This is a genomic window from Singulisphaera sp. GP187, from assembly GCF_900129635.1.
In the GTDB taxonomy this organism is placed as follows: Bacteria; Planctomycetota; Planctomycetia; order Isosphaerales; family Isosphaeraceae; genus Singulisphaera.
Genome location: NZ_FSRB01000001.1, coordinates 2,086,841 through 2,102,926, shown reverse-complemented (window position 1 = coordinate 2,102,926; position 16,086 = coordinate 2,086,841). Strand labels below are relative to the sequence as shown.

The 16,086-nt window shown below is 62.6% G+C and carries 13 protein-coding genes; 5 read left to right on the top strand and 8 right to left on the bottom strand.

All coding sequences use genetic code 11. The features are described from left to right. Positions 1-209 precede the first annotated feature (209 nt). Positions 210-374 (top strand): hypothetical protein, encoded by a 165-nt coding sequence (locus BUS42_RS43555; RefSeq protein WP_159452188.1) that lies wholly within the window; start codon positions 210-212, stop codon positions 372-374. A gap of 317 nt (positions 375-691) precedes the next feature. Here the strand turns inward: BUS42_RS43555 and BUS42_RS41780 are convergent, their stop codons facing one another. Further along, a complete protein-coding gene (locus tag BUS42_RS41780; protein WP_083670104.1) occupies positions 692-1,762 on the bottom strand; it encodes an IS630 family transposase in 1,071 nt (356 codons plus the stop codon). Between the two features lie 362 nt (positions 1,763-2,124). Between BUS42_RS41780 and BUS42_RS08205 the strand changes: the two genes are divergently transcribed. Both BUS42_RS08205 and BUS42_RS44905 read left to right on the top strand, forming a co-directional pair. Next, positions 2,125-2,418 (top strand): helix-turn-helix domain-containing protein, encoded by a 294-nt coding sequence (locus BUS42_RS08205; protein ID WP_074306495.1) that lies wholly within the window; start codon positions 2,125-2,127, stop codon positions 2,416-2,418. A 692-nt stretch (positions 2,419-3,110) separates the two neighbouring features. Then, positions 3,111-3,971, top strand: a complete 861-nt coding sequence (locus BUS42_RS44905; RefSeq protein WP_074306494.1) for a PEP-CTERM sorting domain-containing protein — start codon at positions 3,111-3,113, stop codon at positions 3,969-3,971. A gap of 431 nt (positions 3,972-4,402) precedes the next feature. Here BUS42_RS44905 and BUS42_RS08195 read toward each other — a convergent pair whose 3' ends face one another. The 3 genes from BUS42_RS08195 to BUS42_RS08180 all read right to left on the bottom strand — a co-directional run bounded on the left by BUS42_RS08195 (position 4,403) and on the right by BUS42_RS08180 (position 7,674). Then, entirely contained in the window at positions 4,403-4,609 is a 207-nt protein-coding gene (locus tag BUS42_RS08195) for a hypothetical protein (protein ID WP_074306493.1), read from the bottom strand. 765 nt (positions 4,610-5,374) lie between these two features. Further along, positions 5,375-6,265, bottom strand: a complete 891-nt coding sequence (locus BUS42_RS08185; RefSeq protein WP_074306491.1) for an SDR family oxidoreductase — start codon at positions 6,263-6,265, stop codon at positions 5,375-5,377. Further along, a complete protein-coding gene (locus tag BUS42_RS08180) occupies positions 6,265-7,674 on the bottom strand; it encodes a DUF1501 domain-containing protein (RefSeq protein WP_143206269.1) in 1,410 nt (469 codons plus the stop codon). The genes BUS42_RS08185 and BUS42_RS08180 overlap by 1 nt, the downstream gene beginning before the upstream one ends. A 254-nt stretch (positions 7,675-7,928) precedes the next feature. Here BUS42_RS08180 and BUS42_RS08175 point away from each other — a divergent pair, with 254 nt between their 5' ends. Further along, positions 7,929-9,242, top strand: coding sequence for a B12-binding domain-containing radical SAM protein (locus BUS42_RS08175; protein WP_074306490.1), 1,314 nt, complete (start codon positions 7,929-7,931; stop codon positions 9,240-9,242). Between the two features lie 112 nt (positions 9,243-9,354). On the opposite strand, the gene BUS42_RS08170 is transcribed toward BUS42_RS08175, so the two are convergent. The 4 genes from BUS42_RS08170 to BUS42_RS08155 form a co-directional block, all read right to left on the bottom strand. Continuing rightward, a complete protein-coding gene (locus tag BUS42_RS08170) occupies positions 9,355-10,008 on the bottom strand; it encodes a LutC/YkgG family protein (RefSeq protein WP_074306489.1) in 654 nt (217 codons plus the stop codon). Continuing rightward, positions 10,005-11,441, bottom strand: coding sequence for a LutB/LldF family L-lactate oxidation iron-sulfur protein (locus BUS42_RS08165; protein ID WP_074306488.1), 1,437 nt, complete (start codon positions 11,439-11,441; stop codon positions 10,005-10,007). The genes BUS42_RS08170 and BUS42_RS08165 overlap by 4 nt, the downstream gene beginning before the upstream one ends. Continuing rightward, positions 11,438-12,181, bottom strand: a complete 744-nt coding sequence (locus BUS42_RS08160) for a (Fe-S)-binding protein (RefSeq protein ID WP_074306487.1) — start codon at positions 12,179-12,181, stop codon at positions 11,438-11,440. The genes BUS42_RS08165 and BUS42_RS08160 overlap by 4 nt, the downstream gene beginning before the upstream one ends. A 314-nt stretch (positions 12,182-12,495) precedes the next feature. Then, on the bottom strand, positions 12,496-14,955 hold the full coding sequence (locus BUS42_RS08155; RefSeq protein WP_074306486.1) for an alpha/beta hydrolase family protein: 2,460 nt from the start codon (positions 14,953-14,955) through the stop codon (positions 12,496-12,498). A 197-nt stretch (positions 14,956-15,152) separates the two neighbouring features. Here BUS42_RS08155 and BUS42_RS08150 point away from each other — a divergent pair, with 197 nt between their 5' ends. Continuing rightward, on the top strand, positions 15,153-16,085 hold the full coding sequence (locus tag BUS42_RS08150) for a GNAT family N-acetyltransferase (RefSeq protein WP_074306485.1): 933 nt from the start codon (positions 15,153-15,155) through the stop codon (positions 16,083-16,085). The last annotated feature ends 1 nt before the right edge of the window (position 16,086 follow it).

The following is a 16,086-nucleotide window of genomic DNA, read 5'->3' as shown; positions in this document are numbered from 1 at the left end:
GAATCATGAAGAGGATCAGCGGCAGGGGATCGAACGGTGAGTTCAAGACCCCGAAAAAGAGGGCCACGAGAATCGTCGCCCCCATGAACCACCAGATCTTGAAACGAAGCCTCGACATCTCCCTGCCCCCTTCAGCGATCTCTGATTAGATCGTTCTGCCTGCCGCGAATCGCTTTCACCTGTTATCGTGGTGGCAGGAGGGCACCGCCATGAAGAAGTTTCGCATCTCAGTGGGCGGCTTGATGGCCGTCGTCTTGGTCCTCGCCCTCGGCATTGCCGCCCTTCGGTCCGCATCGGAGATTGTCGGGTCGCTCACACCTGAATTCGCAGAGGAACTGCCGAACCCGATCAGAGAAAGCCCCGCTCATTGGTGATTGGCCCGACTTGATTCCGCTGCCTTCCCGCCACAATCCGACTTGTCTTCTTCGCGATACCAGACGGTCACTATTAAGTAGGTTACCAGAAGTCTTTGCACAAACAAAACCTGAGCAGACCCTCTCTTGACATGAAGAAGCCGGAATTGCCGGGTTTTCTTCGTGGAGGTGTCGAAGACCCACTCTCCACACGCTCATTTGGTTATAGATAGGCATCCCTTTATTGAGAGACGACCTCTCATTCAGCTTGTTTTCCAGGTCCTCTGCGGCGTGCCTTTCGGAAACTATGGGTGGCCGGAAGTCCTTTGCCAAGCTCGCTATGACGTCAACCAGAAGTTCCCCGACAAGATCCCAGCCTGACGGAGTCGGTCTCGGGGGTTCAGGTCGGTGATGTGCTGGCAGGCGGCGAGGGCCGATCCGTCGATCGTGACTGTCTCCCGGTCACCCAGTGCCTCCCTCTTGGTGTGCTTCCACAGAGTGTCCATCGCGTTCAACTCCGGCGTGGCCTTGGGCAGCAGACGGAGCTCGATGCCCAACTCCTCGGCCCACTCGAGGCTGTCCGGTGACGTGTGCTGACTGGCCCGATCCTCGAAGAGGACGAGATTCCACCCTCGCCAGTGGGAGCGGATCATCGAGAGGAAGCCTTGATGGGTCTCCTTGGTCCACTCCTTGGTGATCAACAGCGAGACGTCCCCGGTCTTGATGTTGATCGCCCCATGAAGGATCCGCTTGGAGCGGTTCCCCGTGATCGGCACCCGGACCTGCTGGCCGATGTGGCCGTAGCAGGAGTAGAGCGGAGGCGTCTCCGTGATGATGGTCTCGTCGAGCATCAGCAGAACCGAGCGGATCTTCTGCTCCAGGCCGCGTTTGAGCCCCCTTTTGACTGCCGCCAAGTGTCCGAGCGACGGGCCAGTTGGTGACGGGGCCGCTTCCAGGTGACGGGGCCGCTTCCAGCGGAGGTCCAGGCGTGCCAGGGCACGCCTGACCGTCTGGCGCGAGACTTCGAGCTCATGATGATCCCGCAGATATCGCACCAGCAGGGGCGCGGTCCAGATCGTCTGATGGTAACCGAGCGTCCGCGGGTCGGTATCGATGACCTCGGCGATCCAGGGGTCGACACCACCGTCCCCCGTCCGCGGTCGGCCCGGGCGAGGGGCGTCGGCCAATCGCGGCCTCAAGTCAGGCGCGTCGCGGTGGTGGAACCGCTCCCGCCAATAATAGACCGTCCGGCGGCTGACGCGGAGGGACTCAGCGACCTGCTCGACCGTTTCGCCGTCGTCGAGCCAGAGTAGCGCCTGGGCGCGGCACCGCTCGTTGGCGATGGGGTTGTGGGAGGCCAGGTATTCCAACTCGGCGCGCTGCCGGGGGGAGAGGATGAAAGGGGCCATCGGTCCACCTGCGTCAAGGCGTTGAAGTCCGAGGGCTCATTGTAGTTGTGCAAAGACTTCTGGTCACCCATAGTTTCTGAAAGGCGCGCGCCGGAGAGGCTGGAAAACAAGCCAAAGAACGGGGCACCATTGAGAAATGAGTGCTCTCATGTAGTCATGCGACCTAATGATCACTCCTACTTCGACGCTGATACGCAGAAAACCCAGCAATTCCAGCCTCTTGGTGTCAGGGGAGGCTCTGCTCAGGTTTTGTTTGTGCAAAGACTTCTGGCCACCTACTTAGCTCCTCGCACCGGGGAACGTAGACGGGGTCTGTACAATTGAGAAGAGCCACTCATGTCCCGTCCCCGAGATTCGCGACCATGTCACGCGGCGTTACTCTCGACGCTCGGCAGCGCCGAGCGTTGCTCGATCGGTATCGCAAAGTCCATGATCCCGAGATCCGCTTCCGCTTGCATCTCCTCTTGCTCCTGGACGACGGGCACACCAGGTTCACCGTCGCCACGCTCTTGATCTGTAGTTCGCGGACCATCGACCGCTGGGTCAAGCGGTTACACGTCGAAGGGGTGGAGAGTCTGAGCGGGCATAAACCAGGCCGCCCCTTCGCTTCGCCGCCGAGTGGGTCGCCGTCGACGTGGACTGGGTCAAATCCCTGAAGCCCCGCGACTTCGGCTTCCTACGCTGGTGCTGAGAGGCGTGGTATTGCTGACGCTCCGGGAATTTGACCTGGAGGTCTCTCGCGAGACCGTTCGTCGTTGGCTGCATCAGGGGGGACTCGTCTACCGCCGCCCGACCATCAGCAGGATTGATTGCTGAGATCGGGGGGCGTCATGATAACGGCCCTTGCGGACACCGATAGATCGATCACAGCAAGAACTTGACCGTGGGTAACTATTTTCGAGTCTCCGGCCTTCAGGTGGGATGAAGTGCGGAATCTAGACCTGGGGGGGCCTGATTGCCCGATTCAGACGGTTGCTCGGACTGCGAGAATGCCGCCCAAACACTCTATCTCTTTCTTGTCAGTTCGCCCAGGCGTTTAAGACTCGTTCGTCATTAGCTCCGTGAGCCCGCACTCAGCCACCCAGCCATGCCGCCAAGTTGTCGAACTCCTGACTCTCGTGCAAGACGACCGGGAGCGGGATCGCTTGTCACCCAGGCGCGGCCCGCAATCGTCGCAGGCCTTTCCCGGGCCTGATCGGGCCAACCTCGCCGATCTTGCTACCTGGACGCAATCACCCAAAATTCCCGATTCTCGGGATCGACCTGTAACCTTTCGGTGGGACTTGCAGGATCAAGAGGAAGCGAGGCCCTGTGGGCCTGCGGACGAACATGGCCCAGGAGTTATTCGATGAAGAATTCTGCGAAGCAGTTAGGGCTTGCGGTGTCTATCGCGATGTTGTTCGTCTGTGCCGGGCGGACCTGCGCCGGTCCGGTCACCTCCTATTGGCTGACTGCAGGCGATCAAAGCAAGATTTATGAGGTCCAAGGCAACAGCCTTGTTCAGACCATCACCACCGGCACGGGTCTCGATCGCGAGTATCCCATCGCGGTCGGCAATACAATCCGTACCTACGCAGGTTTCCCGAACTCATTCGGGCGGGAGTATCTGCCGGATGGGACACTTACCGGGAGCACCTACACGAACACCGGCAGTTACTTTGGCGTCTGGGACGGGGCCACTGATGGCGTCGCGGCCAACTATTCGCTGGAGCAAGGTACGGGAACCGTGGTGCAGTACGACCGCAACTGGGCGAATGGCACGACACTCTTCACGGTGGCGGGTCTCACAGAGAGTGGCAACTGGGCCGGCATCACTTTCGACACGGTAACCAATTCCTTATGGTTGAACAACCGATCGAACAACGCCGAGTTCAGGAACTACTCACTCACTGGCACCCTCCTCTCCTCCTTCACCCTGGCGGGACAAGCGGCAGCCTGGGGCTTGGCCTACGAACAGTCGAGCGACTCTCTATGGAGCCTCGGAACTCGGAGCGGTCCTGACTGGTCGATCATTAATGTCTCAAAGAGCGGGACATTGCTAAGTTCGACGACCATCATCGGCCTACAGGGGAACATACTCGGTGGCGAGATGAGGATCGGCCCCCCCGCAGCCGTCCCCGAACCCTCCGCTATCGCATTGGTTTTCACCGCCCTCCCGATGGGCCTGGGCTTCGCCTGGAAGCGTCGTCGCAAGGCTGTGGCGGTCTGAGCCTGATGAGCCCTTGTAAGCCGCCCAGGCGAACCATCCTAGCCAACAACAAAGCCCCGTCGCTCCGCATGATCGCGGGCCGGCGGGGCTTTTCTGTGCGCAGGGGTTCTCGGGGAGCGTGCGGAGGACACGAGCGACCCCATGGCAGACAGATCGTCCGGCCGACCATGATTGGTGGGGTAGGGACGCCGCTACGCCTCGTCTCACTGGGTGGCCTTAATCGCCTTTGGGATTCGTTCCGCCCGGTTCGCTCTCCCGACCATGTTGAGTGTGCAACTGAAAGCCAGGTCATGGGGGCAGCCTGGCACCCGAACCGGCTGTTCGTGTGGACGACAATTCGGACGCCGGGACGCATTGCCATCCACGCGTTTTTGAACTCGGGCATGGCCAGTGAGCCACCCCGAGCTGGGAAGTCGTTCTATAGGACGTTCTCACTTGGCGGTCTGGCCCGCAGAGTTGGGAGGAGGATTCTCGCCGGTTGATTTGACCTTGACCTCGGAGCTTGAGGAGGTCGTCCCGCCCGGCCCCGTGACCGTTTCTGTCTTCTCCACCTTCGACTCATGGCCGCAGCCCACGAGGCCGATCGCGGGGAGCACGAGGAGGCCGAGGATCAGTGCTGTTGAAAGTGACCGTTTCATGAGTTTCCCTCCTGAAGCAACGAACCATTGGTGTCCGGGCAGCCTCACGATGAGTTTGCCCATCCCAACGAGGATCAGGCAGCGGCCCCGCCTCCTGCCAAAGATCATCGAGATCTCCAAAATGCGAGGCATGATGCTTGCAGGCCGCCGGGTCAGGATTGGTATGACCGCCACGGCCAGACCGGATCCGCCTCCCTCAGTTCCACTGATGCACTTTTGGTACCACTTCGGTGTTAGGGACATGAGGAATTGAAGCGACTTCTCATGAACTACCGATCGAGGACGGACATGGCAATTTTCCCCGAGGCCCCTCTCACGTTGTTCGTTTCATTTAAGCTGGCGGTGCCCAGCCTGAAGCTTATCGAGTAGGCGAGTGAGTGTCGAACGCGGCAAGGAACCGGGCCGTGATTCCGCCCGATACGGCGGCGATCAGCCCGACGATTGGATTACCGTAGGGTTCGGGACGGAGAGAATGAGGTCGCGGGTCCGACGACTTCGAAGGAGTGAATCTGAGGGCAAAGCAGCAGGGAGCCGCCGTGCGGGGGTATGTCGATGGAATGCCTCAGGATCGGGCTTTGGCCCCCGCTCTCAAGTTGGCACCGATGCCGAATCTGCGAGGCGACGATGGGGCACTGATTCAGAAAAGGATGGGCGGACGAGCGTTGAGTGGAGAAGTCGGTCACCTGTCGCCGTTGGTTAGCATTTGCGTGAGCCGACAGGCTTGCGGAAGTTCATCGCTTTTGGTTTTTCGATGTGTTGGTTGTTTTATGTCTTGGGTCGACCGAAAAGTGGATGAAAGCTTTGGGTTAGCTCTGCACTCCGCTCCCACAGTTTCCCCGCGACCTCCGGATCGTGGGAGGCGCGGGAGGATGCGATCGGTTTTTGCCGGTAGAAGTAACGTCCGGAGACTTCAGATACTTCCGGGGACGACCCGAGATAGATCGACGTCTCGGCGCCTTTTTCCGGGCTGATGGCGAACAAGCTGGCGCCTCGCCTCAAGAGCCAGCCGGGAATACCATTGCCGGCGAAGATGTTCGTGGCGACAAGGCCGGGGTGAAGTGCATTGGCGGTGACATGGGTACCTTCGAGCCTTCGCGCCAGCTCGAAGGTGAACAAGAGATTGGCCAGCTTCGATTGGGCATAGGCCCGGAAGCCGCGATAGCGCTTGCGGCCTTCGAGGTCGTCGAAGGGGATCTTGCCGGCCGAGCGGTGGGCTTCGGACGCGACGTTGACGACCCGGGAGGGGGGGCTCGCAAGCAGCAGGTCCAGGAGCAGGATCGTCAGTTGGAAGTAGGCGAGGTGGTTCAGGGCGAAGGTCAACTCGATCCCGTCCACGCTCTCGTGGCGTTCGAAGAAGAGGGCGCCCGCATTATTGATGAGGAGATCGAGGCGGCTCTTCCTTTCCCGGAAGAGCGCCGCGAGGTGGCGAATCGATTCCTGGGAGGAGAGGTCAGCCAGGATGAAGTCGACATCGGCGTCAAGGCTCGATCGCCGAATTCGATCGAGCGTCGCGATGCACCGTTCCTGGCTGCGCCCGACGATCGTGAGGTTCGCACCTTGCTCGGCCAATGCCCGCGCGGTGATCTCGCCAATCCCGGAGGTGGCTCCCGTCACCAGGCAAACCTTGCCCGCCATGGATCGTTTGGAATTGAGCATCAGGCGAAGATACTGAGGAGTGGGCTGCCGGTATTCACCCTCATTGGCCGTCCGATCGGGTCGTGAATCTCCGTGGCCGGGTCGACCCCGAGGGCGTGAAGGATCGTGGCGCCGAGGTCGTCGGGACTGACCGGATCACGGGCCGGGTAGGCGGCCCACCGGTCGGAAGCGCCGTAGACCAGGCCGCCGGTGACACCGCTCCCCGCCAGGGCGGCGGAATAGCAGCGAGGCCAGTGCTCGCGTCCCGCGTTTCCCTTGGTAATTCGAGGGGTTCGGCCAAACTCACCGGCCCAGACCACGAGCGTCTCATCGAGCAATCCGCGCGCATCGAGGTCTTCGAGGAGGGCGGCAAAGCCACGGTCGGCGGGGGGCATCAGGCGGTTCTTCAAGTTGTTGAAGTTGTCGCCGTGGGTGTCCCAGAAGTTTAAACCATCATTGTGCCAGTTGACGGTGACGAGCCCGACACCGGCCTCGACCAACCGCCGCGCCAGTAGGAGGGACTGTCCATGGATATGGCGGCCGTACCGGTCTCGAATTTTCGGGTCTTCACGGTCGACCTGGAACGCGGCCCGCGCCTGGGCCGAGGCCAAGGCATCAAGGGCTCGGCCTTGAAAACCATCCCAGGCGCCGGCGGACCGGCCTGAGATGCCGGCCGGATCGCGCAACGCATCGAAGAGGACGCGACGATCGACCATTCGCTCCGCGGTCAGCCCCTCGGGCAAACCGAGTCCACTCACCTGGAAGTCAGGAGCGTTCGGGTCGCCTTCAACCCCAAACGGATCGAACCCTTTGCCAAGCCAGCCCCCATGCTGGCCAGGTGCCTTGCCCCCCGGAGCGGCCGGGTGTGCCACCGACCAGGGCATCGTCACCGTTTGAGGCATCACCCCTTTGCTTGGCCGACACTTCGCCAGGATCGCGCCCAGGTGAGGCCAGTCGTTGGGCGACGGACCGGCCGCGTCGGAATAGGGGGTGGGTGCCAGATGGCCGGTCAGGAGTCGATGGGCCGTCGAAAGATGGGCGGGATCGTCGTGGCTCATCGAGCGGACGATCGCCAATCGGTGGGACTGAGCGGCGAGTAAGGGAAAGTGCTCGCTGATCCGGACACCCGGCGTTCGGGTGGCGATCGTACCGAACTCTCCCCGAATGTCCGCGGGCGCATCGGGCTTGGGATCCCAGGTGTCGAGCTGACTGGGACCGCCCCACTGAAAAATCAGGATGCACGATCGAGCGCGACCAAAGCCGTGGTTCGTCGCAACGGTCTGGGCTGCCGCCCGACGACGGAAGAGCTCCGGCAACCTGAGACCGGTCATCGTCAGGGCACCCGCTCGCAGAACCCCGCGCCTCGACATTCCCAACTGGCGAAAGCCTTCGCAGCCAAGTCGTCCCGTGGATCCCCGTTCAGCCTTCAAGACCCCACCTCCCTCAGTCAAACGGGACAAGCGACGTTGTTCAACTTTCGCTCAACAACCTGGTCCACTCTAGCGAATCGTGTGGTTGATGTCTACCCAGCGCAAAGGACCAAGGCCAGGCCAATGTTTGGGTTCAAGGGGGCTGGCCCCTTGATTTCCGAGGTGGCAGCGACGTTGATAAGTCAAGACGCACTCTGGTCCGTACCTCAGTCGGCCTCGAATTTGCTTCGAACGCCTCGCACGGAGGATCCACCATGAAAGTGTTGCTCGTTCAGCCGTCGCGCTTGGAGCCCGATGGATCGGTCTACCGCAACAAGACACGATGGTTGCTGGGGATGACGCTCCCCTACCTGGCGGCATTGACTCCGCCCGGGATCGACGTGGCGATCAAGGACGACCTTTACGAAGACATCGACTTCGGCGAACCGTGCGACCTTGTGGGCTTGACCTGCATGTCGCATCAGGCGTCACGCGCTTATCAGATTGCCGATGAATTTCGGAAGCGGGGCGTGCCCGTCGTCATCGGCGGCTTTCACGCGACGCTGGCGCCCGAGGAGGCGCTCCAGCATGCCGATGGCGTGGTCATCGGCGAAGCGGAGGGCGTCTGGCCCAAGGTGCTCGAGGATGCCGCGTCCGGCCAACTCAATGGGCGTTACCTCAGTTCCCAACTCTCCGACCTCCAAGGGTTGCCCACGCCGCGCTACGACCTCCTCGACCTGAGCCGATACCGGATCCCCAACCTGCCCGCCCAGACGACGCGAGGCTGCCCTTACGCCTGCAGTTATTGCGAGGTCACGCAAGTCTACGGCGCCCGGTTTCGCTACCGACCACCCGAGGAGGTGGTGGAAGAGGTCCGGGTCCTGATGTCGTTGGGCAAGCGTAAATTCGTCTACTTCGTGGACGATATTTTCAATGCCCATCGCAAGCATGCCTTCGCGGTGATGGAAGGCTTGCGTCCTCTGAACGTCGCCTGGACCTGCCTCTGCACGGCCAACGTGGGTGACGACGCGGAAATGCTCGACCTGATGCGGGCCAGCGGCTGCCGACACATCAACATCGGCATGGAGTCGGTCAGTCCGGAGAGTTTGAAGTCGGTCAACAAGAAGCAGAATCACGCCGACAAATATGCCGAGCAGTTCGCCGCGATCAGAAAACGGGGGATCGAGTTTTCCCTGAACGTGATGTTCGGACTCGATGGCGATACCAAGGATTCGTTCGATGCGACCGTAACAAAGTTGATTGAGTACCGGGCTCCACTCTCCTTTATGTTTATTCTTTCGCCGCGGGTCGGGCTGAAAATCCGCGACGAACTGATGGCCCAGGGGAGAATCGACCACAGCGATTGGGACCGCTATCACAGCTACGAGTGCGTCTTTGAGCCCAAGAATATGACGCGACAGGAGCTCGAAGATGGTTTTTGGCGCGCCCAGAGGCAATTCTACTCGTACGGCTCGATCGCCAAACGAATCCTGTTCCCGCCGAACCGGCACACGCTCCAGTCGCTGATTCCCAACCTGTTCTTCCGGTGGGGGGTGAACCGGAAGATTCATCCGCTTACTTATTATTGATAAGTGAAAGTGAGAATGCGAAGAGTTGGGCCGTGCCCACCCTACAAGACGGAGGAATGCTCTTGTAGGGTGGGCACGGCCCAACTGGGAATCTTGCGGCGACGCTGCTTTTTCAGCCGACGACAAGCACGTCGAGAGTCCGAGGGCCGTGAACCCCTTCCACGCGGTTCAGCTCGATGTCGGAGGTGGCCGAGGGACCCGAGATCCAGGTGAGCGGGTGACCTGGCGCTCGGACGGCCTCGTTGAGCTGAGCAACGGCTTCAGGCACGAGGCCGACGATCTGGTCGACGGTGATGACGCACAGGTGGTAGTCGGGGAGGAGCGTCAACGCCCGCCGCCCTTGACCGGGGCCGGCGTCGAGAACGATCGTCCCGGTCTGGGCGATCCCGAGGCGACAGGCGGTGAGGACACCGTCGCTGTTGTCGAGCTGTTGATTCGTTAATCCAGGGTCGCGCAGGACCTCGACAACGGCGGGAATCCAGGCTTCCGGCAGGTCGTTCGGCACCACCAGCCGGCGCACCTTTCGACCGGCGCAGGCCGCCGCGATTGCGTTTGACAAGTCTTGGGGCGCAACTCTTCGGACCGTGGCCTTGTATTCGGTCACCCGCTCGATGAACTGCTCGACCTGCTCCTCGTGCGGGGCCGGATCGGAGTGCAGATAGCCTTGCGGGGCGGTTCGTACCGGTACCCGGTCGGCGGCTCGGGGCGGAAGATCGCCGAGGGCCTGACGGATCCGATCGAGAATCTCCTCTTTGGCGGTCTTCATGATCGCGTCTTCCACCACTCGCGAAAGGTCTGGGGAGCCACCGGATAGATATCGCGCATCGCCGTCCAGCCACCGAGCTGGCCCGGAAGATGTTCGATATATCCTCCACGCATCAGAAAACGCTGGCCGAACCGGCCAAGCTTTTGGGAACGTTCATAGCGGCCGCGGTCGGCGAAGACGCCGGCGAGAAACTTCATCCCGAGGCTCTCGGGGTTTGACCAGGGACTTCCCTCTTCCAGATCCTGCTTATGGCGGACGACTTCACCGCGCAGATGGATCAGGACCTCGGGGATGTTGATCTTGACCGGACAGACCTCGTAACAGGCGCCACAGAGCGTGGACGCGTAGGGGAGCGACCCCGCGTTCTCGACTCCCGCAAGTTGCGGCGTCAGGATGGCGCCGATCGGCCCTGGGTAGACGGAATGATAGGCGTGACCCCCGGTGCGTTCGTAGACCGGGCAGATGTTCAAGCAAGCGCTGCAACGAATGCAGAAGAGTGCCTGTCTCCCGATCGGATCGGCCAGGACCCGGGTGCGGCCGTTGTCCAGGAGGATCAGGTGGAACTCTTGCGGGCCGTCTCCCTTGGTCACTCCCGTCCAGAACGAGGTATACGGGTTCATCCGCTCCCCGGTGGACGAGCGGGGGAGGAGCTGGAGAAAGACCTCGAAGTCATCCCAGTGGGGGACGATTTTTTCGATGCCCATGACCGAGATCAGGACGGGCGGCAGGGTCAGGCACATTCGCCCGTTCCCCTCGGACTCGACGATACAGACCGTCCCGGTGTCGGCGACGGCGAAATTGGCCCCGCTGACCGCGACCTTGGTTTCCAGGAACTTCTTGCGCAGGTGGGTTCGGGCCACGGCGGCCAGGGCGCTCGGTTCGTCGGACAGGGACTTCACGCCGAGCTTGCTCATGAAGAGGTCGCGAATCTCGGAGCGGTTCTTATGGATCGCGGGAACCAGGATATGGGACGAGCGTTCGCCGGCGAGTTGAATGATCAGTTCCGCCAGGTCGGTCTCGGTCGCCTCGATACCGGCCGCCGCGAGCGCCTCGTTCAGCGCGATCTCGTCGGTGGTCAAAGACTTGATCTTGACCACCTCGCGGGCGCCGTGCCCGGCGACGATCCCGGTGATGATCTGGTTCGCCTCGGCGGCGTCCCGCGCCCAGTGAACGTGTCCCCCCGCGCGCTGGACGGAGGCCTCGAGCTGGGTCAAATAGAATTCGAGATTTTCGAGCGTCTGTTCCTTGGTCGCGCGCCCGGCTTCGCGGAGCGCCTCCCAGTCGGGCAGTTCATTCACGACCGCCGCGCGTTTGCCGCGGATCGTCTGGGTGGCTTTGCCCATGTTGCGGCGAAGCTGGGTGTCCGCCAGGGCGACTCGCGCTGCGTCTTCGAACCGGATCGCGGGTCGTGTCGGGATTGGCTCGTGGCTCATCGGCTCACACTCGATTCCGTGGAGGCGAGAATTTCCGCGAGGTGGACCGTACCCACTCCAGCTCGCTGACGGTGCAAAGCGCCGCCGATGTGCATCAGGCACGAGGTATCGGCCGACGCGCAGAATTCCGCGCGGGTGTCGAGCACGCACCTCAGCTTGTCGCCCAGCATGGCCATCGACGTATCGGCATTTTTGACCGCGAACGTGCCGCCGAACCCACAGCACTCCTCCGCGCGTGGCAACTCGACCAGGTCGATGCCACGGACCGCGCGGAGCAGTTTCAGTGGGGCGTCGCCCACCCGGATCATTCGGAGCGAGTGACAGGTCGGGTGGTAGGTCACGCGGTGGGGGTAGTAGGCGCCGACATCTTCGACGCCTAGCTTCTTGACGAGGAACTCGGAGAGTTCGAAGACACGAGGGGCCAGGTCCGCCACCGCTTGTCCCAGTTGGTGGTCCTCCGCCAGCTCGGCCGCTCTGGGATAGAGGTCGCGGACCATCCCCACGCACGAAGCCGAGGGGGAGACGACGACCTCGGCATCGGCGAACACCTCGGTGAATCGCCTGACCATCGGAATCGCTTCGCGCTGATATCCCGTGTTGAAATGCATTTGCCCGCAGCACGTTTGCTCGAGCGGGAAATCCACGGTGTGGCCGAGTCGCTCGAGGAGCGTGACGACGGCCCGTCCGGTCTGGGGAAACAACGTATCATTAAAGCAGGTAATAAACAGAGAAACCCGCATCGCGCACTCCGCTCCCGTACTCCGACCCGCGTCCGCGTGTCCGCGTCACGCACTTCAAAAAGGCCCGCGTGCGGAGTCGACAGCGCGGCCAAACGGCCGTCGCGGCCCCGCTCGGGCCTTTGGCGACGACGAGCATCGTTCTGAACCGATCACCCTGAGGGCTCGGCCCTTGGGGGTAGGGCCTTTCGCCTCAAGATCTTACTCGATCGGGCCCTCGGCCGGCACCCCACCGGGGCCGATCTCGCTGGGAACCTCTCATTCCCAGATCGTCGATCGGGAACCGCGTCCCGCTCCCGATCGACAGGGACGCCCGATTATTTGCCGGTGTCGATCCAGGTCGCCAGCGCTTCCGGAGTGGCCGACTCAGGCGTCAGGCGGAGGACGTGGGCCACGTCGGCAAGTGCGTAGGCCTTCTCAGGCCAGCTCGCCTCAAACGATTTCCCGGCCCGCTGGATCCAGAGCGGAGCCGGTGCCGTCAATGCCGCGGCGGCCTTCAACCCGCCGAATTGAAGGAGCCCCGGCAAGTCGAGACTGGCCGGGAGATCGACGGATCCGTCCTTGGGGTCAAACCGGTTAAGGTCGACCGCGGTCCGGCTGACGCCTTCAAGGGCCGGCCGGGCGAGAAGCACCTGCGGACCCGCCTGACCGAGTCCGATCAGGCTGACCTCGCGGACATCGGGCTGAGACCGGGCCCAGGCGACCACGGTGGCCAGGTCCTGGATCTGGTCGCCGGCCAGGGCCGGGTTATAAGTCTCGTAGTGGTCGGTGTTGGGCCGATGGAACGCCGGGGACGCGGCATTGAACGACTCGCCGACGAAGAGCGGGTCATAGCCGACCACCTCCAGGCCACGTTCGAGGAGGGCTTTGACCAGCGGAATCGGCTCACCTCGGGGCGTGATGAGTCGCGCTTTGCCGTGGGCGGTCGCGATGACGGTGAGTCGGCCGCTCGACTGCGCGGGGCGGAACCGGACCACCGGGATCTGATCCCCGGCCGCCTTGCGACCGACGCGTGAATGGATGACCGTGAACTGTTCGCGGCTCGACTGGCGGACGGTCGTCGCCTCGAGTTCCGCGGGAGTCGGGTTTTTCAGGCCGACGCGGACCTTGAGCGCCTTGAGCAAGAGCGCTTTCGATGCCTCCCAGGCGGCTGAGCGGTCCGCGGGAGCCAGACCGTCGATCTGGCTGGCGAGCGTCTGCACCAGGGCCGCTTCCAGTTGCTCGGGACTTTTCCGATCGGAGGGGGCGGGGTGGCTCTCGTCGAAGGTCCAGAGCGCTTCGGGTTTCTCGGTTGTCTGCTTTCCTTCGCGCGTGCTTTCCGGATCGTGGATCCCAAGCAGCCAGCGACCCATAAACGCATAGACGGCGTTGCGGGTTGTCTGGTTGTAGTTGTGCGGGAAGTCGAAGACCTCGGCATGGACTCGGTCGGTCGACCCGACCAGGTCGTAGACGTCTCGGATCGCCGGATAGGCACGAGTCAGGGTGAGCTTGGTCCAGTCGCCCGATGCGCCGACGAGCTTGAGGGGGCGCGGGGCGGTCAAGGCGGCGAACTCGACGTTGTCGGTGCCGATTCGCAGCCCGGCGGCGTTTTCGCAGACGCAGCCCCCTTGAAACGAATCCGAGACCATCACGACGGGCGCAGAGACTTTGATCCGATCATCAATTGCCGTGAGCAAGAACGTTTGCGTCCCTCCGCCCGATTCACCGGTGCAGCCGACCCGCGCAGGATCGACGTCGGGGAGGCTGGTCAGCCAGTCGAGGGCGCGGATGCTGTTCCAGGTCTGGAGTGTAACGAGGCTCAGCCCCCAGCGGCGGAGCCGGTCGTTCAGGAAGCTGTGGCCGAATGCCTTACTGTCGTTGTATCCGACCATGTCGTAAAGGAAGACGACGGCGCCCAGCTTCGCCCACTGAATACAACGCTCCTGGACTTCGGGGTTCACTCGTCCGTCTTCCCAGTGGCCGTGCGGGCAGAGCACGATGGGAAGCTGGCCTGACTTCCCGCCGGGACGATAGAGGTTGCCGCTCAAGGTGAAGCCCGGCAACGTCTCGAGCACCACCTTCTCGATCGTATAGCCGTCACGCTCGAGCTTGCCGTAGACTTGCGGGTTGAGCGGAGTCTTGGGAGGCAACGGCCAGAGCCCCAGTGTCACCAGCAGGTGCTCGCAGACGGTCTGGGCCCGTTCCCGCCACTCGTGCGCCGAGTGAGGCGCATGGAAGTCGGCCCCTTCCTTGTTCGTGCGGACGCGGACGCTCCGGAGATCGAGCGGCGGTGCCGTCGAATCGATCCGGCCTCGGATCAGGTCGAGCGCGGGGGAGGGATCAAACTCGGGATCGGTCGTGAACACAATCGCCGCGGGAACCGGCTTCGAGATTGCCGTGCCGCCGTGCTTGGATTTGGAGGTTTTGGTCAGCGCGTTTTTCGCGTCGGGCAGTGGGACGAGCAGGCGAACGCGCCCATCGGCCTTGAGATCGACACTGCCGACGTTCTGCCAGCGTGGGGTTTCATCGGGGCCGTCGAGCTTGGCTTCGAGCGTCAGAGTTTGTCCGTCGACCGCGAGGCTCCAGGTCTGTTGGGCAGGGGCCCACACCTTCACCGTGTATTGGGCCTCGGGCGGGAGCTTGATTCCGCGCGCGAGTTGAGGGAGGTCGCTTGCGCTATAGAGGCGAACGACGGGAGGCACCGGCGCGGCAGCCACCACGTTCGGTAATCCAACGGCGGTGACGATGCCGAGTGCCGCCATCATCGACCAGGGAAAGAGCAGGGGGGGCATCGCCATCGTTCGGTATCTCCCAAAGGGCGGCAAGGCTTGTCATTGACCGTCGCCACTTATCGTACTCGTCGCGGAAGACATCTCAAGGACGAAGAGTCAACCGTCGCGGATCGATCGGCTGCGAGGCCTTGCAGCTTCACGGTCGGAGCAGGCATAGTGCGTTCGTGAGGTCCGCATGTCCCCATTTTTGGAGCGAGTCGAGCATGGTCATCCGCCCCTACCTGGCAGGCGACGAAGCGGCCCAGGCGCGTATCTATAACGCGGTGGCCGGTCCCCTTCCCAACTTCAAGTCGGCGACGTCGGCGGAGATCGCCCGCCGGCACCATGGCACCGACTCGTTGGCCGCCTCAACCTTCTACGCGGTCGAAGCGGGTGAGATCGTCGGCTACGCCGTGTTCGACCGCAACAATGGCCGGATCAGCTATCCGTGGTGCCTGCCCGGTCACGAATCGGCGCAGCGGCCACTGCTGGAGACGGTCCTCAACGCGATGAAGGGCCTCGGACTGTCCCAGGCCTGGGCGGCCTACCGGGCCGATTGGACCACGATTCTCGACGACCTTCGCGCGCAAGCGTTCCTCTCGACCCGGGAGATGATCAATTACGTGGCGGAACTGAGTGCGATTCCCCACGAACCGGTTCCTCCGGGCTTCTCGATAGGGAGCCTCCAACGTGACGAGAGTGCGCCGCTCCTCCGCTGGCTCGGGGGGATGGATTCACCCGCGAACCGCGCCTTCCTCGAGCACTTCTTCTGGGAAAACCCGTACTTCAGCCCCGAGAGCCTGTTCGCAGTCCGGCGGGAGGCCGACGGCCAGGTCGTCGGGGTCGCCCTAGTCGTCCAGCGAGACGGCTTTGCCGACCCGACCAAGCTTGACTCGGCGATGCCTTGCTTCCGGCTGGGCGCGTTTGGAGTCGAGCGGGAGCGTCACAAGCGGGTCAACGGCCTTTTTTCTTGTCTGAGCGATTCGCCCGAGGTGAGGACGATCCTCCTCGGCGAGGCGGTCCGTCGTCTCGAGCAGGCGGGGCTCAATCACATCGCCGCCCAGGCGTCGTCTGACCAGCCGGAGCTCGTGGCGTTCTATGATCGCATGTTCCAACGCCAGGGGTCGTTCCCGATCCTGTCCCGCCGCCTTGCGTGAT